24 protein-coding genes are annotated in these 23,507 nt (G+C 49.4%); 13 read left to right on the forward strand and 11 right to left on the reverse strand.

Annotated features, from left to right (window positions below; all coding sequences use genetic code 11):
* Position 1: 1 nt before the first annotated feature.
* A complete protein-coding gene (locus ACN0IC_RS01550) occupies positions 2-1,060 on the forward strand; it encodes a mechanosensitive ion channel family protein (RefSeq protein ID WP_416876987.1) in 1,059 nt (352 codons plus the stop codon).
* On the forward strand, positions 1,057-2,445 hold the full coding sequence (locus tag ACN0IC_RS01555) for a DUF2254 domain-containing protein (protein WP_416876988.1): 1,389 nt from the start codon (positions 1,057-1,059) through the stop codon (positions 2,443-2,445). The genes ACN0IC_RS01550 and ACN0IC_RS01555 overlap by 4 nt, the downstream gene beginning before the upstream one ends.
* Positions 2,446-2,632: 187 nt before the next feature.
* Here the strand turns inward: ACN0IC_RS01555 and ACN0IC_RS01560 are convergent, their stop codons facing one another.
* Positions 2,633-3,031, reverse strand: coding sequence for a response regulator (locus ACN0IC_RS01560; protein WP_416876989.1), 399 nt, complete (start codon positions 3,029-3,031; stop codon positions 2,633-2,635).
* Positions 3,032-3,219: 188 nt separating this feature from the next.
* Between ACN0IC_RS01560 and gdhA the strand changes: the two genes are divergently transcribed.
* Positions 3,220-4,566 carry an NADP-specific glutamate dehydrogenase gene (gene gdhA, locus ACN0IC_RS01565; RefSeq protein WP_416876990.1) on the forward strand — a complete coding sequence of 449 codons (1,347 nt, stop codon included), beginning with the start codon at positions 3,220-3,222 and terminating at the stop codon, positions 4,564-4,566.
* A 12-nt stretch (positions 4,567-4,578) separates the two neighbouring features.
* Here the strand turns inward: gdhA and ACN0IC_RS01570 are convergent, their stop codons facing one another.
* The 3 genes from ACN0IC_RS01570 to ACN0IC_RS01580 all read right to left on the reverse strand — a co-directional run bounded on the left by ACN0IC_RS01570 (position 4,579) and on the right by ACN0IC_RS01580 (position 6,339).
* Positions 4,579-5,094 carry a DUF421 domain-containing protein gene (locus ACN0IC_RS01570; protein WP_416876991.1) on the reverse strand — a complete coding sequence of 172 codons (516 nt, stop codon included), beginning with the start codon at positions 5,092-5,094 and terminating at the stop codon, positions 4,579-4,581.
* Between the two features lie 34 nt (positions 5,095-5,128).
* Entirely contained in the window at positions 5,129-5,254 is a 126-nt protein-coding gene (locus tag ACN0IC_RS01575; RefSeq protein ID WP_416876992.1) for a hypothetical protein, read from the reverse strand.
* A gap of 107 nt (positions 5,255-5,361) precedes the next feature.
* Entirely contained in the window at positions 5,362-6,339 is a 978-nt protein-coding gene (locus tag ACN0IC_RS01580; RefSeq protein WP_416876993.1) for a DNA topoisomerase IB, read from the reverse strand.
* 160 nt (positions 6,340-6,499) lie between these two features.
* Here ACN0IC_RS01580 and ACN0IC_RS01585 point away from each other — a divergent pair, with 160 nt between their 5' ends.
* Together ACN0IC_RS01585 and ACN0IC_RS01590 are read left to right on the forward strand one after the other, a co-directional pair.
* On the forward strand, positions 6,500-6,676 hold the full coding sequence (locus tag ACN0IC_RS01585) for a PLD nuclease N-terminal domain-containing protein (RefSeq protein WP_416876994.1): 177 nt from the start codon (positions 6,500-6,502) through the stop codon (positions 6,674-6,676).
* A 45-nt stretch (positions 6,677-6,721) separates the two neighbouring features.
* On the forward strand, positions 6,722-7,105 hold the full coding sequence (locus ACN0IC_RS01590) for a hypothetical protein (RefSeq protein ID WP_416876995.1): 384 nt from the start codon (positions 6,722-6,724) through the stop codon (positions 7,103-7,105).
* Positions 7,106-7,177: 72 nt separating this feature from the next.
* On the opposite strand, the gene ACN0IC_RS01595 is transcribed toward ACN0IC_RS01590, so the two are convergent.
* The 4 genes from ACN0IC_RS01595 to ACN0IC_RS01610 all read right to left on the reverse strand — a co-directional run bounded on the left by ACN0IC_RS01595 (position 7,178) and on the right by ACN0IC_RS01610 (position 10,148).
* Complete coding sequence (locus tag ACN0IC_RS01595; RefSeq protein WP_416876996.1) at positions 7,178-7,597, reverse strand: DUF4112 domain-containing protein; 420 nt, start codon at positions 7,595-7,597, stop codon at positions 7,178-7,180.
* Complete coding sequence (locus ACN0IC_RS01600) at positions 7,581-8,426, reverse strand: metallophosphoesterase family protein (protein ID WP_416876997.1); 846 nt, start codon at positions 8,424-8,426, stop codon at positions 7,581-7,583. Before ACN0IC_RS01600 ends, ACN0IC_RS01595 begins: the two co-directional genes overlap by 17 nt.
* 13 nt (positions 8,427-8,439) lie before the next feature.
* Positions 8,440-9,312: a diacylglycerol/lipid kinase family protein gene (locus ACN0IC_RS01605; protein ID WP_416876998.1), complete on the reverse strand. Its 873-nt coding sequence runs from the start codon at positions 9,310-9,312 to the stop codon at positions 8,440-8,442.
* 98 nt (positions 9,313-9,410) lie between these two features.
* The gene (locus ACN0IC_RS01610) at positions 9,411-10,148 is read right to left on the reverse strand and encodes an endonuclease/exonuclease/phosphatase family protein (protein ID WP_416876999.1); all 738 of its coding nucleotides are present in this window, start codon (positions 10,146-10,148) and stop codon (positions 9,411-9,413) included.
* Positions 10,149-10,237: 89 nt separating this feature from the next.
* Between ACN0IC_RS01610 and cls the strand changes: the two genes are divergently transcribed.
* From cls to ACN0IC_RS01635, 5 genes are all read left to right on the forward strand, one after another.
* The gene (cls, locus tag ACN0IC_RS01615; RefSeq protein WP_416877000.1) at positions 10,238-11,695 is read left to right on the forward strand and encodes a cardiolipin synthase; all 1,458 of its coding nucleotides are present in this window, start codon (positions 10,238-10,240) and stop codon (positions 11,693-11,695) included.
* Between the two features lie 93 nt (positions 11,696-11,788).
* The gene (locus tag ACN0IC_RS01620; RefSeq protein ID WP_416877063.1) at positions 11,789-12,313 is read left to right on the forward strand and encodes an AfsA-related hotdog domain-containing protein; all 525 of its coding nucleotides are present in this window, start codon (positions 11,789-11,791) and stop codon (positions 12,311-12,313) included.
* The gene (locus tag ACN0IC_RS01625; RefSeq protein WP_416877001.1) at positions 12,310-13,668 is read left to right on the forward strand and encodes a protoporphyrinogen/coproporphyrinogen oxidase; all 1,359 of its coding nucleotides are present in this window, start codon (positions 12,310-12,312) and stop codon (positions 13,666-13,668) included. Before ACN0IC_RS01620 ends, ACN0IC_RS01625 begins: the two co-directional genes overlap by 4 nt.
* A complete protein-coding gene (locus ACN0IC_RS01630) occupies positions 13,656-15,146 on the forward strand; it encodes a coproporphyrinogen-III oxidase family protein (RefSeq protein WP_416877002.1) in 1,491 nt (496 codons plus the stop codon). Before ACN0IC_RS01625 ends, ACN0IC_RS01630 begins: the two co-directional genes overlap by 13 nt.
* Positions 15,147-15,170: 24 nt before the next feature.
* The gene (locus tag ACN0IC_RS01635; RefSeq protein ID WP_416877003.1) at positions 15,171-16,022 is read left to right on the forward strand and encodes an alpha/beta fold hydrolase; all 852 of its coding nucleotides are present in this window, start codon (positions 15,171-15,173) and stop codon (positions 16,020-16,022) included.
* Here the strand turns inward: ACN0IC_RS01635 and galE are convergent.
* Complete coding sequence (gene galE, locus ACN0IC_RS01640; RefSeq protein WP_416877004.1) at positions 16,017-17,021, reverse strand: UDP-glucose 4-epimerase GalE; 1,005 nt, start codon at positions 17,019-17,021, stop codon at positions 16,017-16,019. The genes ACN0IC_RS01635 and galE overlap by 6 nt on opposite strands.
* Positions 17,022-17,195: 174 nt before the next feature.
* Here galE and ACN0IC_RS01645 point away from each other — a divergent pair, with 174 nt between their 5' ends.
* The gene (locus ACN0IC_RS01645) at positions 17,196-18,710 is read left to right on the forward strand and encodes a glycerol-3-phosphate dehydrogenase (RefSeq protein WP_416877005.1); all 1,515 of its coding nucleotides are present in this window, start codon (positions 17,196-17,198) and stop codon (positions 18,708-18,710) included.
* Positions 18,711-18,805: 95 nt separating this feature from the next.
* Complete coding sequence (locus ACN0IC_RS01650; protein WP_416877006.1) at positions 18,806-20,173, forward strand: GntP family permease; 1,368 nt, start codon at positions 18,806-18,808, stop codon at positions 20,171-20,173.
* Here the strand turns inward: ACN0IC_RS01650 and ACN0IC_RS01655 are convergent.
* Together ACN0IC_RS01655 and ACN0IC_RS01660 are read right to left on the reverse strand one after the other, a co-directional pair.
* Entirely contained in the window at positions 20,139-20,651 is a 513-nt protein-coding gene (locus tag ACN0IC_RS01655; protein ID WP_416877007.1) for a gluconokinase, read from the reverse strand. The genes ACN0IC_RS01650 and ACN0IC_RS01655 overlap by 35 nt on opposite strands.
* Positions 20,648-21,814, reverse strand: a complete 1,167-nt coding sequence (locus tag ACN0IC_RS01660; RefSeq protein WP_416877008.1) for an aminotransferase class V-fold PLP-dependent enzyme — start codon at positions 21,812-21,814, stop codon at positions 20,648-20,650. The genes ACN0IC_RS01655 and ACN0IC_RS01660 overlap by 4 nt, the downstream gene beginning before the upstream one ends.
* A 60-nt stretch (positions 21,815-21,874) precedes the next feature.
* Between ACN0IC_RS01660 and ACN0IC_RS01665 the strand changes: the two genes are divergently transcribed.
* Positions 21,875-23,248, forward strand: a complete 1,374-nt coding sequence (locus ACN0IC_RS01665) for an L-serine ammonia-lyase (RefSeq protein WP_416877009.1) — start codon at positions 21,875-21,877, stop codon at positions 23,246-23,248.
* Positions 23,249-23,507 lie beyond the last annotated feature (259 nt).

Genomic DNA, 23,507 nt, shown 5'->3' on the forward strand with positions numbered 1-23,507 from the left:
TATGTTTCAAGAGACGCAGGATCAGACCGAGAATAAGAGTGTAGCAGAGGACGTTCCCGGCGAAATTGATGTAGATCCGGTTATGGCTCTGGAACGTGTAGACGCCTGGGTTGATGGCTTCATAAAATCCCTTCCAAATATGGTTGTGGCTCTTATCGTCCTTGTTCTTTTCATCATTGCCGCTGTCATGGTGAGAAGATTAATTCTGAAAACCAGTGAATCGCGTAACCGAGGTAATTTGGGCGAAGTATTGGGCGGTTTTTCCAAATGGGTTATCGTGCTCTTTGGCTTTCTCATTGCCGCAACAATTGTAGTTCCCACTCTCAAACCCGGAGACCTAATTGCTGGGCTCGGCGTTTCCTCGGTGGCAATCGGTTTTGCGTTCAAAGACATATTGCAGAATTGGTTGGCGGGTCTTTTGATATTATTGCGTCAACCTTTTGAAATTGGCGATCAGATTGAGGCTTCCGGTTTTGAAGGAACGGTTGAAAAAATCGAGACCCGGGCCACGATTGTAAAAACTTATGACGGACAAAGAGCTGTTATTCCTAATAGCGAAATTTATACAAATGCCGTTCTTGTTAAGACGGGTGAATCGTCCAGGCGGGATCAATATGACATTGGTATCGGTTATGGAGATGATATTGATCAGGCATGTTCCGTTATTAAAAAAGCAATCGGCGAGCTGGAACATGTAGACAAGGAACATGAGCCGCAGGCTTTTGTCTGGGATTTAGCCGCAAGCTGGGTCACTATTCGGGCGAGGTGGTGGACGGATAGCCGTCGGGCGGATGTCGTGATGAATAAGGCGGCTGTTTTGCGGGCAGTTAAACTTGCATTGGATGAGGCCAAAATTGATATGCCTTATGATACGAAAGTTCAGCTTATACATGACCAGACCGAGGAAATTGATGGAGATCGTCAGTCCCAACGTGAAGGATGGCCTGTTCCGAAAGACGGTGTAGCGCCAAAATCACGTTTCAAAGCGCTTGAAGCCCAAAAATCAGAAGGAAAAGAGCCTTCGGAAAAAGCTTCTAAAAAGTCCAAGTCCAAAACATGAGCGCACGTCTCATAAAGATCTGGCAGGATCTACAGAGCAGTTACTATTTCATTCCCGGGCTAATGGCGTTTGGGGCGATAGTCCTCGCATATGTTACAATTGCTCTGGACGAAATTTACGGCTTACAGGTCTCCGACGAGTCTATTTTCTTTTTATCAAATAAAGCTACCGGAGCCCGGACCATACTGGCGACGATTGCCGGATCCATGATTGGTGTAGCGGCGACAACCTTCTCGATTACTATGGTCGCTGTTACCAGTGCAGCGGGGCAATATGGTCCTCGTCTGATCGGAAATTTCATGCGGGATCGCGGCAATCAAGTCACGCTGGGAACCTTTACCTCCACATTTATTTACTGTCTGCTTATTTTGCGTGTGGCCAGAACAGGCGATGGGCGCGAGGTAGAAAATGCCATAACCGAATTTGTGCCCAATATTTCCTTGCTCGTGGCAATGGGGCTGACCTTGATGAGTGTCGGCGTTCTAATTTATTTCATTCATCATATTCCGGAAACTCTGAACGTCGGGAATATTACAAGCCGAGTAGGACGTCGTCTGTCCGATGATATCGAAAAGCGTTACCCGGAAACTATTGGGCAATCCAGAGAAGAAAAAACCATTGATATTAACGAGTACAAACTAGAGGACGCTCAGACCATACGGTCAGTATTTGAAGGGTTTATTCAAACTCTCAACGAAGACGCTCTTTTAAATTTGTGTTCCAAGTGGGACGCTGTTGCCAAGATAGAATATCGTCCTGGGGATTTCGTGACGAAGGGGGATATATTGGCTCGGGTCTGGGCGGACAAAGAACTGTCTGAAGATGAAGAGCTGGACTTCCTGGATGGATTTGCGACGGGTCACTCTCGTTCAGCGTATCAGAACATTCTCTTTCTGGCGGACGAGCTTGTTGAAATTCTTGCCAGAGCGCTGTCCCCCGGAGTAAATGATCCATTCACCGCGATAAACTGTATTAATTGGTTTCACAGCGCCTTGAAACAGTTCTCGAAAGTGGTGGAGCCCAGTCCATACCGGTATGACGAGCAGGGGGATTTACGTCTGATAGCGTATCCCGTCACATTTGACCAATTTCTTGACACGATTTGCGATCAGTCGCGAGCCTATATCGCTACAGATCGAAATACGTCCATAAAAATGATGACGGTTTTAACTGAAATCGCCGCAGTCGTGGACACGAAAGCTTATAAAGAAAGTGTTTTGGAGCAGTTGGAAAAATTAAAAACCTCGGCGGAAGAGTTACTTCCTTCTGCCGTGGATAAGGCCGAAGTTCGGCAGCATTATGAAATGTCCCAGAAAATGATTTCCAACCCCGCTTACCTTCTGGAGCAAGAGCACAGTCAGGATTGGATTGCGGGACGGGGATAAAGACCGATAAATTGAAATAAAAGCAGTTTAAATATCTTAGGTTAATGCATGGGCCGTCAAAGACAATATGGCTTTGCGCACTGCGCTGTGAAGCGTGGTGGCCTTGGTGCGACCCGGTGTTAACGGCCTTCCCCGCCATCCGGTGTTCGCATCAAGGTTTTATCCTCAACTCCCGGATGTGTCTGATTTAGCCAAAAGCCAAGCCGGAAGACGGCGCGGCTTTGTCAATCATATAACGTATTATTTTCAATAATTTAGAGGGCACGTATGGCTTGCCGACAATACTTTGCGCGGGGATATCATGATTTTCGATAACTCTGCGCATCTGGCCGGACAAGAAGATGTAGGGGACGCTTAAATCCTCCAATGCATTGGCAATAGGAACGCTGTTTTCGCGTCCCAGATTGTAATCAAGGGTCGCAATATCCGGCCTTTGACGTTTAATAAGAGTTAGGCCGGATTTAACATCCGCAACGGGGCCAATGACTGTAAAGCCGGCATCAGTAAACGTATCTTCCAAATCCATCGCGATGAAAGGATCGTCCTCAACGATGAGGATTGATTTATGTTCGGTTTGTTTGTTCATAACTTACAAAATCTACGCTCATTTTTTGATTGTGTTCCATTACAGCTGCGTCTCAGCCCCTTGCTATTCGGATGGCCAACAACAAAAAGTCACGTCATTGTGAGAGTTCTAGAGCCTATAGTGAATTTCTTCTCAGGAACGCCTGTCTATGCCTTGCGTTGCATTTTCAGATTTATTCGAGGATTTTTATGTCAGAGAAAAAATATGAATGGTCCGATGTCATGGACCGGATTGAAGCCCGCAATAAAGGTGAAGAAGAATTTCTTCAAGCTGTAAGAGAGGTCGGCGAAACACTCACAGATGTTATAGAATGCGACAAACGACTGCAGGAATCCCGCATTTTCGAACGTTTAACCGTTCCGGATCGCATCATTACCTTTCGGGTCTGTTGGGAAGATGACAAGGGCAATATTCGTATTAATCAGGGATGGCGGGTGCAGAATTGCGGGGCCATAGGGCCCTACAAAGGCGGAATTCGCTTCCACCCGAGCGTCAATCTGTCTGTTCTCAAGTTTCTCGCCTTTGAACAGACTTTCAAAAATGCCCTGACAGGCCTGCCTATGGGCGGCGGCAAAGGCGGCTCTGATTTTGATCCTTCTGGCTGTTCCAACCGTGAAATTATGAGGTTCTGTCAAGCTTTCATGGATGAACTTCATCGTCATATCGGTCCTCGGACAGATGTCCCTGCAGGCGATATAAATGTAGGCTCTCGAGAAATCGGTTACCTCTATGGACGATATCAGAAACTCACGAATAGCTTTTCAGGCACATTGACAGGAAAGGGGCTGTCATATGGCGGCTCTCCCGTTCGCGTAGAGGCAACTGGCTATGGTTTGATCTATTTCCTTTCGGATATGCTCGACGCGCATCTCGATAGGCTGAGCGGAAAGACCATATTGATTTCCGGAGCCGGAAATGTCGCGCTTCACGCGGCAGAAAAAGCCACGCAGTTAAAAGCAAAAGTCCTCACCCTTTCTGACAGTAAAGGGACGCTCCATAACAAATCCGGATTTAGCGAGGATCAAATTGAATTCATCAAGGAGTTAAAATCCAAAACCGGAACCAGTTTGGAAGCCTGTGTCGAAAAATTCAGCGAGACATCTTTTTCTCCCGGCAAAACCCCTTGGCATATCAAGGCCGATATTGCCTTACCCTGCGCAACCCAAAATGAGCTGCATGAAAAGGACGCAGAAAATTTGAAGAAAAATGAAATTCTTGCGCTTGCGGAAGGCGCAAATATGCCCTGCACCGCCAAAGCGGCTAAGATCATTCGAGAGAGTAAAATCCTATACGCACCGGGCAAAGCGTCCAATGCCGGAGGAGTGGCCTTGAGCGGACTGGAAATGAGTCAGAACGCCGCTTTTGAAAAGGGCGATTTTGAAACATTGGACGGCAAGCTGAAAGAGATCATGACGCGAATTCATGACTCTTGTAAGGAAAAGGGTAAAAACGGAGAGCACATTGATTATGTGAAAGGGGCGAATCAGGCGGCTTTTGCCAAATTGGCAGATGCTCTATTGGCGTTCGGTATATAAATGAAACAGAATTTAGGGCAATCTTTCCGCGCCGCGAAGGTGTTTATATATTTCCGGACTTAGCGGATTGTCCTGATGATGAAGGACAGACACATCGCCTGTCGTTTCCGCGACCACAATCTGAATAGTGTCTAAATTGCCCACATTTGCTTCCCTCAGCTTGGCCATCAAATCGGATTCGCTCATTTTCGCTTTGCGGAGCTGATCATACTGGATATCCCTTCCGATCATAATCAAACGCGGATTGTTATCAACAAGTTTTGGGAGCCAGCTTACGCGGCTCCGCAGAAAGGCAAACCCGATCTGACAGACATATAATAGTGTGAGGACAACAACGCCCTGCGCCAGAGAGACAGATTTGCCCATCACAATCGACGCAAAGATAGACCCGATCGCAACGGTGACGGCAAAGTCAAACCCGCTCATTTTGGAAAAGCTGCGAACGCCAGCAATCCGCGTCAAAATTATCAAAGCCGCGTAGGCGCCGAGTATCGATAAAAATATCAATATGATGTTGGCCGGTGCCATGGCCATCCAGCTTTCGAATTTGGAGGAGGTAATTTTAGTTTACCTTTTCTGATGTTCGTGAAGAGGCTTTAGAAACAGATGTCTGAGACTCCCGGGTTAGGGCTTCCTTAACGATGAGAGAGATTGCGGCGGCGGCAATGGTTCGTAAGATAAAACGCATTTCGAGGGCTCCTTGGTACACTTGCTTAATAGATACCTTAAATAAGAGTTTATGACCTGGAATGGTTCCGAGAGGAGCGGGAATAAAGAGCGGTTAATCCGAAAAAACTATGATTCAAGAAAGGCGAGGCATTGGGCTTCATATTTGCGTAGGCCTCGCTTGGTCATGCCGCTCACCTTTTCAATAAGTTTAGCCCTGTTACCTGCTTCTTCTGTTGCCAGATCAATCACATTTGGATGGATGTAACTCGTCCGGCAAATTGCCGGTGTATTGTGGAGTTCTTCTGCCGCCGCTTCACTCATCGCTTTAATTGTGGGGGCGTCATTTCTCACGGCAACTTTGAAGGCGGCAACAGTGCCGCGCCAGGTTCGAAACGTTTTTGCCGAAAATTCGTCGCCAATATACTGATTTACGTCAGAGCTATCGAGCGCGCATATATCTCCGGTGTCAGATAGGTATTGAAACAGTCTTTGACCGGGCAGACTGTCGATCTCCTCCAAGGTATTGTGAAGATTCTTATCATTCATCGTCAGTTTCACATCTTTTCCGCCCTTGGCTTTAAAGTTAAACACCAGTGAGCCATCATCATATCTCACATGTTTGTGCCGGAGGGTTGTGGCGCCATAACTTCCATTTTCATCAGCATAGGCCTGGGTTCCAATTCGCATGGAGGTTTTGTCGATTAAACGCGTCAAGGCGGCGCTGACACATTTTTTAGAGGCCGTATTGTCTCTAAGGTCTCGACGAACCCGTCGCCGCAGAGACGGGAGATAGTTTCCGAAATCTATTAATTTATCGAATTTTTGAGTGGCCCGAAATTGCGCCCAATCTTCATGGTAGAGATATTGCTTTCGGCCTTTTGCATCCCTTCCCGTCGCCTGTAGATGTCCAAACTCATCCAGACATATCCAGACATCCTCATAGGCAGGCGGCAAGCCTAAGGACTTGATGCGCGTGAGAGTCTCTTTCGCTTTCAGAGTTTTTCCGTCTGGGAGCTTATAATAAAAGCTTTGCCCCCGCTTGTGCCGGGAAATTCCAGGTTCGCTATCTTCGCTATACCGCATGAGGTTTGGCGCAGGCCGCATTATTGAGTCCAGAATAAATTGTCACTTGGACGGAAAATACGCTCTGCGCAGCAAGGCCGTTCCTATTTTATTTACTTTAAAACTCGGGAACAATTTCGTGAAGTCCTTGTTAGTAAGGTGTGAGGCGGCAATTGTGCCGCTGTAATAACGGAGAATAAATATGCTCGAAGGATTACTAGGTTTAATTCACTTGGTTCTGATTATTTGGGCGGTCATTAACATTATTGGTTCCGGTGCATCTACATTGGCCAAGGTTCTTTGGACGCTATTTGTTGTGATCTTCCCGCTTGTTGGCTTCATCGTCTGGTTCTTTGTCGGACCAAAATCGAGCGCGTAAGCAAACGACCCCATAACATAATAACTTGAATATAGGAGAGATATAATGAGTAACGAATATAATGAAAAATCATCAGGCGGCAAAATTGCTGGAATCGCAATTGGCGCTGTCGTAATTATAGGTGTGGCGGTTGCAGCCTTGTATTTAGTCGATGTCGACCAAGAAGAAGAAGCACGCTTACCTGAAGTTGATGTGTCGGTTGAAGATGGCAATATGCCTGAGTTTGACGCTGAAGTCGCAGATGTAGAAGTTGGCACTACAGAAACAGAAGTTGATATGCCAACTGTCGATGTTGAATCTGAAACAGTTGAAGTCGAAGTTCCGACCGTAGAGACGGGAACGGAGGAAACCACGGTTGAACTGCCAACTATTGACGTTGAGAAACCAGAGGAAGATAGTCCTGATAACGACGAAGATACGCCTCAATAGATAATATAAATAAATAACGAAAAACCGCCTCAGGGCGGTTTTTTTATGGCCAATTATCTGATGTGATGAAGCTTATAGTCTGGAGCGTGGCGGGGTGACATCAATGGGCTCTCGGCTTTTTCTCTGTTCGTGAAACTCGCGCATCATTTTTGCATTTCGGTTGTTGGCTTTCCAGCCCACATCAAAAATATCCCCTATAAGAGGGATAAGGCCGATGAGCCAATCCACGAAAATATTGAACCCCATTCGGACCATCTTACGTTTTGGGGGATTAAGCCTTGCGGCTTGCATAAGGATATACCCTGAAATGCCCAGGCTGGCTGTATCGCCTATCGCGGGAATTAAACCGACGATAGAATCGAGGCCTAAATTGATGCCTGTGCCCGGTAGTTTGAACTGGCTGTCCATGAGGGTGGCCAGGTTCTCGATATGCTGAACAATTTTCTCATGCTCATCCAGAGCGGCATGATCCATTTCAGGATAATTTGTCATGACCTAAATTTCTTTCGTTTGACGGTTTGAGGGGGCGACGACTGTGCAGAGAATCGATACGCTTTGAAAATGTTTCAGTTGATAAAAACTCGCCCTCCGTGAATTCGACCGCGCTGACTTTAATCATTTTTTGGTCCACGGAGATGTGGTTGAAGCTGGCCGGTTTATTTCTGCGGCGCCGGGAAAGTGTACCCGCCCCAATAGACATTATTTCCGTTTCATTGGGCTGGCGTTCAATTGCAAATGGCACATGAACATGTCCCGTTAAAACAACGTCGACATTATTGTGACTTAAATATTTCAGAGTTTCCGAGCCGTTTTTGGTTAATTTTTGAAGAGGCGAGAGCTCAGGGTAAATCATAGGATGATGCGCCATTATCATTTCGACCCCGCCTTGGCTCAATCGCTTCAACTTTCGCGTTAAGTCTGCCAAATCCTTCAAATTGACAGCCCCAAGAGACCAGTCAAATCCGAACTGCCAGCCCCGGGCAGAATTATAAGGCAAAATGGTCACATCCTCATTGGTGAAATAGGGAATGCTGAGCGGTTCTATCCATTTTTTATATTTCGCAAAAGGGCGCGTAAAACGCTCTATCAGCCCATATATGGGCGTATCATGATTTCCGGGAGTAATGAGCTTGGGGCCATTTAAGGTCTGAATCCACTCCCGGGCCGCTTTAAATTCCTCATCTGACCCATTTTGGGTGATGTCCCCGCAAATGACGATAAGATCCGGTTCGAGCTTTTCGATAGAGGCTTTAACACAGCTCATGGCTTCCTTGTCTTCGACCCCGAAATGGATATCTGCAAATTGGATAATAGACGTCATGAAATCCTGATGATTAAATTTTTGGCTTTGGGGCCATTACTTTTACACCCTCTTTTTTCAATGTAACGGTTATGGGGCAGGATACAATCTCTGCCTCTCCATCCAGAAGAGTCTCAAACCGGCCTTGTCCTTTAATTTCCAGCAAACGAATTCTTTTCGAGTCTATATTTTCAGACTCGCGCCAGTCCATTAAAAGACTCTGGGCCCCGACTTTTAACAATTCGCCGACGCTGAGCGGCATAACGGACGCCATATCCATCTCTGGATCGCCTTGGCTATTTTCCGCGTCTGAGGGAAAGGATAAAAGAATGGCATTGGCCTGAAGGTCGGTAGGATTACCGTCGACATGATAGGAAAACGTCTTGCCCTCCGTTACGGATTCGACGACTTTAGGAATTGCGGTAACGGCTTCGGATAGCTGTCCCTGCCTTACATTTTCGCGGACATTAGCCATACGCGTCGGCGCGCCAATAATGGCGCCGCAGTAAAACGGCGATCCGTTTAACAGTCCGGCCTTATGCCAACGCGGTTCTTTCTGACTCAATGCAAGTGAGAGAGCCTCCTTCCATTCAATCGTTTTATAAAGCTCTCTGGGCAGAATGTTCATGGTGCCGCCGGGCAAAGCAATAAGAGGTATATCATCCTCACGTGCAATTTCCGCTGCGGATCGGCAGGTTCCATCACCGCCAAAAACAATTATAAGGTCAGGCTTGCTGGCTTTGAGAGCCTTGAATTGCTCTGAAATTTCATCCCCTTCAGAAATAAAACAATCAGGCGCGCTATGACCTTTCTCTGTCATCATCTTCGTAATTTCTTCGGAAATGTCGGTCGCGCTGCCGGAAGAAAGATTGATGAGCAAGGCAGGTTTTTTAAATATTATAGGCATGAGTTTATCCCTTCTACTCATACAAAACAGTCTTTTTTCTAGGTGTAATTATTACGTTTGAATTTAGCGAACGTTCCTCTGAACGAAGCGTAAAACATTCACCCTTTTAGATTGAGTGTGGTTTGAACGGGCCGGTGATCCGATAATAAGCATTGGACCACATCCGCTTTGGCAGGGCCAAGCCGTTTATCCGCTAATATGTGATCATAATCTTTTCTCGGCTTCCAGCTTGGATAGCTTTTATCGTGGGGTTCAGTCAGTATGTTGAGTTTGCAGTTTTCTGAGAGGGATTTCATCGGCGTTGAATTAGAGCCGCAATTCATGTCACCGGCAACGATCAGCGCTCCGTCCTCAGGGATATTTTCAGAGATAAAATGGGATTGGAGATTCTGGTCGGCCAGTCCCAGACTTAAATGCGTATTGGCGAAGTAAATAGGTTTGGGTAAATCAATTTTGGCAATCAAGACGCCTCGCCCTGAGCGGCTCCCGGGAAGCTTTAAATCTTCCGCCTCCAGAATAGGGTATTTGGAAAAAATGGCATTTCCGTGCCGGGATACGCGGCCGATAACCCGGTTTTCCTGAGACACAACATGCGGGAATTTGGCGTAGGATTGAAGCAATTCGACTTGATTTTGAAAGTTGGACCGCCGGCCGCCCAAATCAACTTCCTGCAGAGCGACGAGATCATAATCTTTCAAGAGTTTGGCAATCTGTTTGAGAGTGCGTTTTTTGGCAGGGGTATGTAAGACCTGTCTATAGGCCTGAGACGCATATTGATGCGCGGCTTGCGTGCCGATGCCAGCTTGAATATTCCATGTCAGGACTTTTAGTTGCATACGGACTTTACGGCTAAAGGAACGAATTGTTCTCGAAAGGGTAACTCAATCGGGATAATTAGAAACTATAATTTAAAAATGGGGGCGATATGTTCGGCGCACCGATAACACTGCTCCTGCATATAATCGTTGTAATTATTTTCTCCTTCCGGGTTATCAGCCGCCGACTCGCTGTACATACGACCCTGGCATGGCTCATGGTGATAGCGGCTTTACCTGTTATCGGGCTTCTCATCTACTTTCTTTTCGGAGATCACCGTTTGGGTCGAAAACGCCTTAAACTCGGCCCAAAAATTAGGCGGCATTTTCAGGATGCTTACGAAATTGATGAGGCTGAGACGATTAGAAAAGAATTGGAGGTGTCGGATTATTTTCGGCATATGTCCAAAGTTATCACGAAAGAAACAGGTTTTAATCCCTCCATCGGAAATAAAATAAAACTATATTCCGATGCACATGCTCTTTTTGATGTGCTTATAAAAGATATCGATGACGCTAAAGAACACCTGTTTTTAGAGTTCTATATTATTGATCCGCAGGGCCGGGTGAATGAGGTGTTGGAAGCTATTATTCGGGCGGCAAAACGCGGCGTGGACTGCCGCGTGCTGGCCGATGATTTCGGCAGCAAGACCTTTCTGAAAAGCCACTGGCCGCGCAGTATGATGCAGGTCGGCGTTCGAGTTGAGGCCTCGCTTTCCGTGGGTATATTGAAATCGGTCTCTAAACGGACGGATCTACGAAACCACCGGAAAATTATCGTTATAGATCAGTCCATTGGCTATACGGGCAGTCTCAATCTGGCGGACCCGGACTATTTCAAACGGGATGCCAATGTCGGGGCCTGGGTTGATATAATGATCCGTCTGGAGGGGCATATCGTCTCCTCTTTGGCAGTCGTCTTTAATACCGACTTTATTTTTGACCATGTCGGCACGGATTTTGACAAATCAGACATCATGAAATTACCGCAGCATACGCGGAATGAGAATTTTGCCCGGGACGCCGTGCTGCAACTTATTCCGTCTGGCCCTGAATCCTATTCAAGCTTGATATATGAGGTGATCGTGTCGGCTATTTTTGGAGCGCAGAAAAAAATTACGATCACCACGCCCTATTTTGTTCCGGACGAAGCCATTGTTCTGGCCCTTTGCAATGCGGCCAAGCGCGGCTTGGAGGTGAGAGTTATACTCCCTCACAAAGTCGACTCCCTCATGGCGCGTTTCGCGGGGCAGGCCGTCTTCTCCGAAATGCTCCGGGCCGGCGTACAGATTTATCGCTATCAGGGCGGAATGCTCCATACCAAATCCATATTGATTGATGACGATATTTGTTTTGTCGGCACAGTGAATGTCGATATGCGCAGTTTCTACCTCAACCTTGAAATTACCATGGCCGTCTATGACCGTTTTTTTCACAAAGCCTTGTCCCGGGTTGTTGAGGACTACATTGAAAACTCCCATCTCATTGAGCGCGAGCTCTGGAAGAAACGAAGTTTTTCTATTCGCTGGAAGGAAAATTTACTGCGCCTTGCGGGCCCTCTTTTATAACTACACCAAAAAGTTGCAACAAATATATTGACAACTAAAAAGATTATAACCTAATCATCACACCATTAAGTTGTGAGGTGAGTAGTGTCGACTATGACGGTCCATGTAAAGGAGGCGGCAAAAGGGGGTCTTCCCTCCGTAGCTGTTCCTGTACGCCAAGCGGACGTTCACAAACAATTTGGCAATAACGTTTTTATATCGTCCATTACGCCAAAAACGGATGAAACCGGACAGGTCATATATATGGCCAAAGTCAGAATAATTCCGGATCATCCGTATTTCTTCGAACATGTCAGAGATCACCTTCCGGGCCTTTATATTATCGAAGCTGGAAGGCAGGTAGGGCTGGCTATACCGCATCTTTTCTATGATGTGGGATATGATTACGGCTTTGTGCTGGAAGCTTGCGACATGCGTTTTTCCGGCTTTATCAACCTGTCGGATGATCTTTTTATTGAGTGCCGCATTTTCAATCCGGCTTACCGGCGAGGGAAGCTGCAATCCTTATCCTTTGACGGGATATTCCTGCAAAACAGTCAAGCCTGCGTTCACTATCAAAGCCATATAAAGCTGATTCACCGAAAACTGCTGGCCCGCTATGAAAGACATTCGGGGTGAGCGAAAAACTACACTACAAAGTTGCAGTCATTGGCGGCGGTGTGTCCGGCATGGCCGCGGCTTATTATCTTGCGCGGCAAGGACATCAGGTTGATCTCTACGAATCATCGGACCGGCTTGGCGGTCGAATGGCTCTCTCTCACCTGCAGGGCCGGGAAATCTGTCTTGGCGGCAAAAATATTGGGTTTCACTATAAAGAATTCAGGCGGTTCCTCGCCCATTACGGAAAGCCGAAATACGAATATTTTGGCTTGAACTCTGCCCGTCTTTCGAATGGAAAAGTCCTACCCTTTAATTCCAAAAAGAAAAGGGAGCAGTTTCTTACCCTGCTTCGCTCCACAACAATTCTCGATTTGTGGAAATTAAGGCGCGCGTGGAGAGCTGTGCAGGCGGACAGGGCAAATGGGGATTTGTCAGGTCCTTATTTCAAAGCGCTCGTGAGGGAGGGGTCACAGACACTGACAGATTACTTCTCCGGAAAATTCTCAAAATCCATAGCCAGAGCCTTGACGGTTCGCATGAACGGAGCCGAACCGGATCAAATAACATTGGAAAATTTCGGGACGCATCTGCAAATGTTGCAGGACGAATATGAGCAAATTACCTCGCCACTGGAAAATGTGTTTTCGGCTTTTCAGGCGGATCCGGACATTCAAACCAAATTACGGACATCAGTAAAAGCGCTGCGAAATACAAACGGTTTCTACGCTTTAACAGGCGATGGCTTCATGGAGCTATATTCAAAGGTGATTATCGCGTTGCCAGCCTACGGCGCCGCTAAACTCACAAAGTCTGACTTTCCAGGAATCTCACGCGCTTTGAGACAACCGAGATATTTCCCTGTCACAGTCATTGTCGCGAAGTATGAGAGACCTGTCTTCGAAACAGACCTACGGGCGCTGACTTTCGCATCGGAGTCTGCGCTCAGCAATATCGGGGCTTACGGTATAAATGATCTCAACTGGGTGCGTTACACCTTTAGCGGCGCAGCGGCCCAAGCCCTGAACTCGCATTCAATGCCGGATGCGCAGCTCCTCTCAATCGCTGAAAAACAAGGGCTAGCTTACTTCCATTTGAACGGAAATTCCTGCCAGGCTTTTAAACGCCGAAGTTGGGAGCGGGGGCTCTGTGGCTACACCCTGAATGAATCCAAATTCAGATCAGATCTGCGGGTCGCGCAAGCTGAATATCCAGGTCTCTATTTTACCGGAGATTATATCAAAGGGGCTTCGATTGAAAATTGCTTCCGCGCTGCAAAAGAGACTGTCGAAAACTGTCTCTCCACCGCGCCAAGACCCCCGAAATCACCAGAATTTTATGTCGATCCAAAAAGAGGCTCCTTATGTCCAAAATAGATTTCACGCCATATTATTACGGACCAAACCCGCCTCAGCCAACGCCCTTTGACCGTCTTTATGCGATCACCCATTTCATCATGCCAAATTTCGGAACAATGGATTGGGATTGGCAAACCCGGGATCAAGTCAATGAAAACTTGCTTAAATTAAAAGATGAGGGCGGTCATTTAAACGACGACATCATGATGTATATTCATGTGCCTTACTGCAAATCCTTCTGCCATTACTGTAATTTCAACAAGAACCATTATCCGCGCCAGTCAAAGGACAGGCTCGACCTGTATGTCGATTATCTGATTAAGGAAATCGACTGGTATATGGCGCAGCCCTATGTGCAGGCGCGAAACTTCACGGCCATATATATTGGCGGCGGGACGCCCTCGACGCTCTCTCTTAAGGGAATGGAACGACTCTTCACCCATTTGAAAAAGGTCGTCCCGAATTACGACGTGATCGAGAAAACCTTCACGGGCGAGCCGCGATCTTTCAAAGATATTGAAAAGCTGAAACTGGTCAAAGATTTCGGCTTTGACCGCGTAACCTTCGGCATAGAAACCTTTGACCCCGTGCTTCGCAAGCAAATCGGACGGGTGGATAGCCGCGAAGACATTGATGAGCTTTTTACCAATCTGGAAAAGATTAATTACAAAGGCGACCGGTGTGTTGACCTTATGTATGATCTTCCGGGGCAGACTTTTGACGGATTTGTCGAGGACCTCGACACGCTGGTCAATCAGTACAAACCCGAAGAAGCCGATCTGTTTGGGACGGTTTATCTCCCTTATCGGCCCATGCACAAGCTCATCATAAAAGAGCGATTGGAACAGCCGGGGACAATGTGGCAGCTCTTGGCGATGCGCGAATTCGGCTATGATTTCATGACCAAACACGGTTATCACAATACAATCGCGGAGACCTTCTCCAAGCGAAACCGCCCCTCGCAATATCAAACCGCGCATTGCGGGCGGCAGGATATCATCGGGGTGGGCTGCGCGGCGCGCGGCAATGTAAAGGACATGGTCTCTATCAACCCCGACAAGATAGAGGACTATATCGCCAATATTGACGCATACGGCGTTTCCTCGACAACGATGCAGCCCATTGGACTGGACGGCGTACTCGACCGCCTCATGGTTATGTTTCCAAGATTCAAGGAAATAGATAAATCACTGCTAGAACAGTTTAAAGATTGCCGTCGTTACGCCCCAGCCATGAAAGTTCTGAACGCGCATATAAAAGCAGGGTGCGTCGAAGAAGAGGCGGACCGCTATACGGTCAATAAGATGGGCGTCGTCTGGCACGGCAACCTTCAGACAGACTATATGGCGCACACATTGAATACGCAGGGGAAAATGCTTCTGAAATGTATAAGTGATAAAAAGAAACACTTCGCACGCGACACAAGGTTCGGGACAAATTTCGTTACCAAATTTATTCTCGGCAATCCGGAATTGTTTCCCCTCTTGATGAAATAGGCGGGATCAGAAAGAAGGGAGGGTATGAAAATGCAAACCCTTTCTATCCTGACGAACGATGGAGCGAGAAGCGAGGCGGCGTTATGCGAGCCTGACCAGAACGCCTCTGACATTCTGTTTCTTTGCCTTTCGGCGATGGGAGTGACCGCCGCCTATTACCGGCCTCTGGCAGACGCGCTGACGGGGCAGGGTCATTCAGTCATGCTTTGTGAGTTGCGGGGGCAGGGGACAAGTGACCGGAAAGCGCCGCAAGCAAAATTCGGCTATCGCGAAATGGTCGAGCAGGATATTCCCGCCTATGTCAAAGCGGCGAAAGAAAACTGTCCCGACAAGGACATCGTTTTATTGGGGCATAGCCTCGGCGGTCACCTGAGCCTGCTTTATACCGCCGCTCATCCGGAAGAGGTCAAAGGCATCGCGTTAATAGCCAGCGGTTCAGTTTATTTTCGCGCCTATCCTTTTCCGCAAAATCTGAAAATCTGGTTTGCGACCCAGAGCGCTATGCTGATTTCCGCCCTATTCGGATATTTCCCGGGACATAAAGTCGGGTTTGGAGGGCGACAACCCAAAACCGTCATGAGCGACTGGGCGCGGCAAGGACGAACGGGTCGGTTTGTACCGCGAGGGTCGGATTTTGACTATGAGGCCGCCATGCCGAAAATGACCCACCCGGTTTTTGCCCTATCTATCGAAGGCGATAATTTCGCGCCGCACAGCGCCACGGATCATCTGACCGGAAAATTAAAGTCTGCGGCTTTGGCGCGGATCGAATATCACTCCTCGGATGCCGTAAAATCCAAGATCAACCATTTTCGTTGGGTCAAACATAACGGGGAAATTATCACCTATCTCACCCAATGGGTGGAGCGTTTATAATTGCCAAATGCGTTTGTGAAAATTCCAGGCTGTTTCAATGATATTTTCTATGTCTGAATATTGCGGCTCAAAGCCCAGACTGTCTTTCGCGTGGCGTGCATCCGCATAGAGCCGGGTGAGGTCCCCGGCGCGGCGCGGCGCTTCGTCATAAGGCACGGCTAGACCGGTCACGTCTTTGATGGTCTCTAGAATTTGCAGCACACTCACCCCTTCGCCCGTGCCGATATTTACTTCAGCTTGGCTTAGTCCGCTCTCAAAGGCCTCCAACGCTTTGATATGCGCCAGCGCAATGTCGTTGACGTGAATGTAATCCCGAACGCAGGTTCCATCCGGCGTGTCATAATCGGTGCCGAAAAGTTTCATCGGCTTTCCCCGACCGGCAGCTGCTTTCATCGCGTTCGGGATGAGGTGAGTTTCCGGATCATGTTCCTCACCGATTTCGCCGGAAGCGTCGGCGCCGCTGGCATTAAAATAACGCAGCGTGACATAATTCAGGCCATAGGCTTTGTGATAGCTCTGTATCATATGCTCAATAGCCAGCTTGGTTTTCCCGTAAACCGAAACCGGGTTTTGAACCATGTCTTCGGTCAGCGGCATGGTTTTCGCTTCGCCATAGGTGGCGCAGGTCGAGGAAAAAATAAATCGGTCACAGTCTGCGGCCCGCATGGCATCCAGAAGGTTCAGCGCGCCTAAAACATTATTATGATAAAATCCCTGAGGGTCTTTTTCCCCGATGCCGACTTCAATGGAACTGGCCAAATGAATCACCGTGTGCGCGGTCGGATATTGAGTAAAGGCAGCGTCCAATTCATCCCGGTTTCGGCAATCGACTTTGACGAAGGATCCCCATTTGACGGCATGTTCATGCCCGCCTGAAAAATTGTCAAACACGATGGGCTTGCCGCCATTTTCGGAAATCATTTTGCAGACATGCGCGCCGATATAGCCCGCTCCGCCCACAATGATGAAGCTCTCGCCGTTTAAATCATAGGTTTTCATTTAACGTCCCGTTTCTGAGATTTCCTCATCCATACCGAATTCTACATGACAGACAATAGAAGGCAGAGGTAAGACGGATGTCGGCACTATTTTTCAGAGAATGCTATGAGAATTTCCATTTGCGAAACCGGGGACTGCCGCCTAGGTTTTTAGAGAGTGAAAAGGAGTTTGTTCGTGACGTCACCCCCCGCATCCGAAACCAAAATTCCGGTTTATGATCTGCTCGTCATTGGCGGGGGTATAAACGGCACGGCCGTGGCGCGGGACGCCGCAGGCCGGGGACTTTCCGTTGTGCTGTGCGAAAAAGACGACCTCGCCAGCCACACCTCTTCGGCAAGTACAAAACTTATTCACGGCGGGCTTCGCTATCTCGAACATTATGATTTCAAACTGGTTCGGGAATCTCTGAAAGAACGTGAAATCCTCCTACGCGCCGCGCCTCATATCATCTGGCCCCTACGCTTTATTCTGCCTTACGATGAAGGCCTGCGGCCGAAATGGCTCTTGCGCATGGGATTATTTTTATATGACAATCTCGGCGGTAGAGAACTTCTCCCCGGAACCAAAACCCGCAAACGGGGGCAGGGCTCCCGCTTTGATGTGCTCAAGGACAGGCTCGAGACCGGATTTGAATATTCGGATTGCTGGGTCGAGGATTCCCGTCTGGTGGCGCTCAACGCTGTGGACGCCGCCCAGCAAGGCGCTGATATCTTTACCCGAACCGAAGTGCGTTCCATCAAAGGGGAAGAGGGGCTATATCGCGCCGAAATTCAGAATGGCGTAAATTTGAAAACTATCAAAGCCCGGGGGATCGTAAACGCCGCCGGTCCTTGGGTCGATAGTCTCCTCTCAACCGTTGAGCAAAGCGACGTAAAAGACGAAACAACCCTTCGCCTGGTCAAGGGCAGTCATATTGTCGTGCCAAAACTTTATGACGGCGACCACGCCTTTATTTTTCAAAATTCCGATGAGAGAGTCATTTTTGCGATTCCCTATGAGCAGAACTTCACCCTGATCGGCACAACGGATGTGCCGCATGAAAAGCCGGATGATCTGCCGCAAGCCTCCGCCGAGGAAATTCAATATCTCTGTGACTGTGTGAATGAGTATTTCGAAACTCAAACCACCCCGACTGATGTCGTCTGGACTTATTCCGGCGTCCGCCCGCTATATGATGACAAAGCGGCAGAGGCGTCCGATGTCACGCGCGATTATGTTCTGGATTTGCAGAAATACGAAACCGACGCACCCTTTATTTCCGTCTATGGCGGAAAAATAACGACCTCTCGAAAACTTGCCGACCATGTCCTGGAAAAAATAAAACACTATTATCCCGATATGGGTAAGCCCTGGACGAAAAAGGCCTATTTCCCCGGCGGCAATATTCCTGAAGCGGATTTTGAAGAGTTCTATCAATCCCAACTGGACCATTATCCGGATCTGGATCCAAAACTCGTGCGCCTTTTCTGCCGCCGATATGGCACGCGGGTGACACGTGTCTTAAAAGACGGCGTCGGGCGCCTCTTTGGCGGCGATTTGACCGAAGCCGATGCGCGCTATCTGGTCGAATATGAATGGGCCAAAGCACCGGAAGATGTTCTCTGGCGGCGGACAAAATGCGGCCTGCATATGAGCGAATCCGAACGCGAAAGTTTTGCGGAATGGTTCCGGCACGCAAAGCTGAATTGACCGCCTTCCGTCTCTGACTTGTAAAAAGCCCCAATTTATGACATCGCTGTCATAACCATAATATGAGAGAGCGAGCACGCTCCAGCGGGGGATGAATGTCGGACTTTACGATCTGGATTGCGGAAAACCGTGCGCTTCTCGCGACCGTGTTTTCTGTCGCGGCCTTACTCGCCATGATTACGGCAGGGCGAATTCATGCCTTCCCAGCGCTCATTGTGGCGGCTTTGCTTGCGGCGCTCGGGGCAGGGTTGGCGCCGACAGAAGCGCTCAATTCCATCAAATCCGGTTTGGGCGGGACGCTGGGCGGTATCGCAGTCGTCATTGGATTAGGGGCCATGTTCGGCGTTTTAGTCGAGGCGAGCGGCGGTGTCGGCTCTCTGGCCGAATGGATCACCCGCCGCGCCGGCCCAAAACACGCGCCCTGGCTCATGGGGGTGGTGGGCGTCATTATCGCCATTCCGGTCTTTTTTGATGTCGCTTTAATTATTCTTATTCCGCTTGTGGTCGGTCTGGCGAAACGCGCCAAGGCCGCGCCTTTAGCGTTTGGACTGCCTCTCTTGGCCGGACTGGCGACGGCCCATGCCTTTATTCCACCGACCCCGGGGCCGATTGCGGTGGCGGAGCAGCTCGACGCGGATCTGGGCTGGGTGATGTTGTTCGGCGTCATCGCAGGCGTTCCGGCCATGATTGTCGGCGGACCTGTATTTGCGCGTTTTGCAGAAAAGCGCGGCTGGCTCGAAACCGACGAAGACATGGCGGTGACTTGGGTCAAAGAAGACGCCCGCGAATTTAATCCGCGTCTGGCAAAACTGGCTTTGACCATAATTCTCTTGCCGCTGGCCCTCATTATTTTTGGCACAGTTCTGCAAAGCACTTCTACCCCAGCGGCATTGAAATCCCTCTTCTCCTTTATTGGCGCGCCCATCGTCGCGCTTTTGATGGCCTGCGGAATTGCCGCTCTGATCTTCAATCCTCAAAACGAAGAAGAGAAAAAAGCACGTAGAGATGCTCTTGCTCGGTCTCTGGAACCGGTTGGCGTTGTCCTGTTGGTGACGGGCGCGGGCGGTGCGTTCAAACAGGTGCTTGTCGACTCTGGCGCCGGGAAAGCTTTGGCCGAAAGCACCCTTGCGCTCGGCCTTGTGCCGGTTAGCGCAGGCTTTGTGCTCGCGCTCCTGATCCGCGTGGCGCAAGGGTCGGCGACGGCGGCCATGATTACGGCGGCGGGGCTGACCTATCCCATTGCCTTGGCGGCCGATTTGTCAGAGCCGAAGCTGGCTCTGGTCGCCGTTGCGATTGCGGCGGGGGCCACGGCGATGAGCCATGTCAATGATAGCGGCTTCTGGCTGGTCAATCGATATTTCGGACAGACGACAGTTCAGACATTGCGGACCTGGACTGTTTCGGCCACCCTCGTGGGAGTGACAGGGTTTATTGTGGCAGCGGGTTTGACAGCGCTCCTCTAAGCGCCCTTTTCACGTCATCAAGAACTGTTTCTACGGACTGATCTCCGTTTATGCGGAGGCAATACTCTGGCGGCTTCATCGCGGCTAACTGGCTGTCCAACATGGTTTCTTTCATGAAATGATTTTCCCGCGCCTGCATCCGCCGGGTAAGCTCTTTGCGGGAAACTTGCAGATAAACCCAATGGACAGAGCAGGCACACCCCTCGATTAACCGCGTTCTGACAAAGTCGTTCAAAGCAGAGCAAGATAAGATGACTGTACCCGTTTCATATTCGCGTACAGCCTCTGCCATGGCGTCAATCCACGCCTCTCGATCCTTATTCGTGAGCGGCGTTCCGCCCGTCATTTTCTCGACATTCGCTTCAGGATGAAACTCGTCGCCCTCTAAATATTTCCAACCCTCCGCTTCTGACAGCTTCGACGCAATGGTGGATTTTCCGGACGCGGCGACGCCCATGATGACAATTAAGTGTTTCACGTGATTATCTGTTTCAATGCGCGACAAAACTTATCAATCTCGTCCTGAGTATTGTAATAGTGAATAGACGCTCTGACCGCGTCTGGCCGCTCTGTGACCTGATGCGGCGAGATATAACTGACCGCAATTCGCCGCTCCCAGAGCGCGTCTATAATGTCTTTGGCAGATTTTCTTTCAGATCTAAATGTCACGATCCCGCTCAACGCCTCGCCTTTATCCAGAACGATGACAGGAAGGCCCGTTAAGGTCTCCCGTAGCGTTTTTGCAAGGGTTTTGACTCGGTCTTCAATACGAGGAAGTCTCAAATCAATCGCATATTTCGCCGCTTCCGACAGGCCGATCTGTCCGGCCACATGCCGCTCATATGTCTCGAACCGTTTGGCCCCTTTGGCCCATTTGAACTCTGTATCGGAGGTTTGAGCGGCAGAGATATTATCAATCAAAGGCGGTGACAATTTCTCGAGCGCGCTTTCTCGGACATATAAAAATCCGGTTCCCCGCGGGCCGCGCAGCCATTTGCGCCCGGTTCCGGCAAGTAGGTCGCAGCCAATCGCCTGAACGTCAATCTCCGCCTGCCCGACAGACTGACAGGCATCGACAATATATAAGAGGTTATGGTCATTCGCGATTTTGCCGAGAGCGGCGGCGGGCTGAATGCTCCCATCAAATGTCGGCATATGGGTCAGCGCAATGGCTTTCGTTCGTTTAGTTATCAGGGGCGCAACACGCTCCAGGTCAATGATTCCGCTTTCATTGGAGGGAATCCGATCCAGAACAATGCCTTTAGTTTTGACCAGATGGAGGAAGGCCAGATAATTGGACGTATAGCTGCTGTCATGGATGAGAAGCCTATCGCCCGCTTGCCAATCCATCGCGCGAAGTCCCATTTCCCAGGCGCGGGTATGGTTAGAGGCAAATGCAATTTCAGAAGGCTTTGCGTTTAGAAGTTTTGCCAGCGCCGGATAAAAGCCCGAAATTTTCTCCGCCGCGAGGCTTTCCGCCGCGTAGCCGCCATAGTCCCGCTCCAGTTCCAGATGGGACTGCATCGCATTGAAAACGGGGCCCGGCATAAGAGCGGCCCCGGCATTGTTAAAATGAATTTGGGCGGCGCAGGCAGGCGTGTCGGCGCGAATATCCGCTATTTCTTTATCTGAAAAACTCATAACTGAGCTTAGGACAGAATTCGGCTTTGCCAAAGTCCGAAAAGACGATACCGTCCAGCCATGTTATCCGTTTTAGATATTTTTCGCGTCGGGATTGGCCCGTCAAGTTCTCACACCGTTGGGCCTATGCGCATTACGGAACGTTTTGTGGCGAGGCTCAGACAAAAAGAGCTGTTAGGCAAAACAGCGCGCGTGCAAGTGGACTTGCGCGGCTCACTTGCTTTCACCGGAGAAGGCCATGGATCGCCCCGCGCGGCGCTGTTGGGCCTGGCCGGACTGAAACCTGAAACTTTTGATCCCAAAAAAGCGGACGAGATCTACGCCCGGGCCGAAGACGACAACCGTCTACTGTTGGGCGGAGAGCAGGATATCGACTTTACTTATAAAGAAGACATCCGCTTGGATTACGACACGGCCGCTGACCTCCACCCCAATGAAATGTATGTTCAGGCTTTTGACTCAGGCGGTGAAGTCATTGCCAGCCGGACTTATTATTCAACGGGCGGCGGGTTTATTGCGTCCAGATCCCAGCTCAAAAAGCCGACCAAAAATGACCGGGTCCAAACGGGCGAAGAAAAAGGGCCTTATCAGTTCACCTCGGCGGCAGAGCTGCTCAGTATTTGCAACCGCGAAAATCTGTCCATTCAACACGTTATCCTGGCGAATGAAGACACAAAACGCCCGCGCAAAAAAACCGAAACAAAACTCGACGCCATTGGCAAGACCATGATGGCCTGTATCGATCAGGGTCTGGCGACGCATGGCATCCTCCCCGGCGGGCTGAAAGTCACCCGGCGCGCGCCCAAGCTCTGGGACAAGCTGCAAAACGCGCCGCAGTCCAATGAACGCGAACAGCTTTTCGATTGGCTCAATGTCTATGCCATGGCGGTCAACGAAGAAAATGCGGCGGGCGGCAAAGTCGTCACTGCGCCGACCAATGGCGCGGCCGGGATTATCCCGGCGGTTATCCGTCATTACTGCGTGGAAAAGGGCGAAGACGCGATCCGCACTTTCCTTCTGGCGGCAGGCGGTATCGGGCTGCTCTATAAACAGCGGGCGTCAATTTCCGGCGCTGAAATGGGATGCCAGGGCGAAGTGGGCGTGGCCTGTTCCATGGCGGCGGGCGGATTAGCTGCCGTATGGGGCGCAAGCCCTGAGCAAGTGTGCAGCGCCGCCGAAATCGGCATGGAGCATAATCTCGGCCTGACCTGCGACCCGGTGGGCGGCCTCGTCCAGATTCCGTGTATTGAACGCAACGCCATTGGCGCGGTGAAAGCCGTCAACGCAGCGAGGCTCGCGCTCCACAGTAGTGAAGCGTCAAAAGTCAGTCTCGATCAGGTCATCGAAACCATGCGCCAAACCGGCCTCGACATGAGCACGAAATATAAAGAAACGAGCCAAGGCGGCTTGGCGGTAAATGTGGTGGAGTGTTGAGAGCCGCGAGGTGAAAATAACGCGGTTAATTGTTCGCAAAATATTCTGGTTGTCGCTTACATTTTAAATTTGCTGATTAATTTCAAAGCGAAGACGGCTAAAATAATTAGCGATACAGAGTAAATTGAGGCATCAAAAAAAGAACCCAAAGCAAAAGCGATGTTCTCGTGGTCTGTGAAGCTAAGAATTAATTTTCCAATTAAGTCTATAGAGTTCCACGCGATAACCAGCCAAAGTAAAACTTTCATAGTATCCCCTA

Source organism: Litorimonas sp. (assembly GCA_029936425.1).
GTDB lineage: Bacteria > Pseudomonadota > Alphaproteobacteria > Caulobacterales > Maricaulaceae > Litorimonas.

Coding starts and splice junctions, on each gene's coding strand:
- ACN0IC_RS01550 (WP_416876987.1), top strand. CDS start 2: ATGTTTCAAGAGACGCAGGATCAGACCGAGAATAAGAGTGTAGCAGAG.
- ACN0IC_RS01555 (WP_416876988.1), top strand. CDS start 1,057: ATGAGCGCACGTCTCATAAAGATCTGGCAGGATCTACAGAGCAGTTAC.
- ACN0IC_RS01560 (WP_416876989.1), bottom strand. CDS start 3,031: ATGAACAAACAAACCGAACATAAATCAATCCTCATCGTTGAGGACGAT.
- gdhA (WP_416876990.1), top strand. CDS start 3,220: ATGTCAGAGAAAAAATATGAATGGTCCGATGTCATGGACCGGATTGAA.
- ACN0IC_RS01570 (WP_416876991.1), bottom strand. CDS start 5,094: ATGGCACCGGCCAACATCATATTGATATTTTTATCGATACTCGGCGCC.
- ACN0IC_RS01575 (WP_416876992.1), bottom strand. CDS start 5,254: ATGCGTTTTATCTTACGAACCATTGCCGCCGCCGCAATCTCTCTCATC.
- ACN0IC_RS01580 (WP_416876993.1), bottom strand. CDS start 6,339: ATGCGGCCTGCGCCAAACCTCATGCGGTATAGCGAAGATAGCGAACCT.
- ACN0IC_RS01585 (WP_416876994.1), top strand. CDS start 6,500: ATGCTCGAAGGATTACTAGGTTTAATTCACTTGGTTCTGATTATTTGG.
- ACN0IC_RS01590 (WP_416876995.1), top strand. CDS start 6,722: ATGAGTAACGAATATAATGAAAAATCATCAGGCGGCAAAATTGCTGGA.
- ACN0IC_RS01595 (WP_416876996.1), bottom strand. CDS start 7,597: ATGACAAATTATCCTGAAATGGATCATGCCGCTCTGGATGAGCATGAG.
- ACN0IC_RS01600 (WP_416876997.1), bottom strand. CDS start 8,426: ATGACGTCTATTATCCAATTTGCAGATATCCATTTCGGGGTCGAAGAC.
- ACN0IC_RS01605 (WP_416876998.1), bottom strand. CDS start 9,312: ATGCCTATAATATTTAAAAAACCTGCCTTGCTCATCAATCTTTCTTCC.
- ACN0IC_RS01610 (WP_416876999.1), bottom strand. CDS start 10,148: ATGCAACTAAAAGTCCTGACATGGAATATTCAAGCTGGCATCGGCACG.
- cls (WP_416877000.1), top strand. CDS start 10,238: ATGTTCGGCGCACCGATAACACTGCTCCTGCATATAATCGTTGTAATT.
- ACN0IC_RS01620 (WP_416877063.1), top strand. CDS start 11,789: ATGACGGTCCATGTAAAGGAGGCGGCAAAAGGGGGTCTTCCCTCCGTA.
- ACN0IC_RS01630 (WP_416877002.1), top strand. CDS start 13,656: ATGTCCAAAATAGATTTCACGCCATATTATTACGGACCAAACCCGCCT.
- ACN0IC_RS01635 (WP_416877003.1), top strand. CDS start 15,171: ATGAAAATGCAAACCCTTTCTATCCTGACGAACGATGGAGCGAGAAGC.
- galE (WP_416877004.1), bottom strand. CDS start 17,021: ATGAAAACCTATGATTTAAACGGCGAGAGCTTCATCATTGTGGGCGGA.
- ACN0IC_RS01650 (WP_416877006.1), top strand. CDS start 18,806: ATGTCGGACTTTACGATCTGGATTGCGGAAAACCGTGCGCTTCTCGCG.
- ACN0IC_RS01660 (WP_416877008.1), bottom strand. CDS start 21,814: ATGAGTTTTTCAGATAAAGAAATAGCGGATATTCGCGCCGACACGCCT.
- ACN0IC_RS01665 (WP_416877009.1), top strand. CDS start 21,875: ATGTTATCCGTTTTAGATATTTTTCGCGTCGGGATTGGCCCGTCAAGT.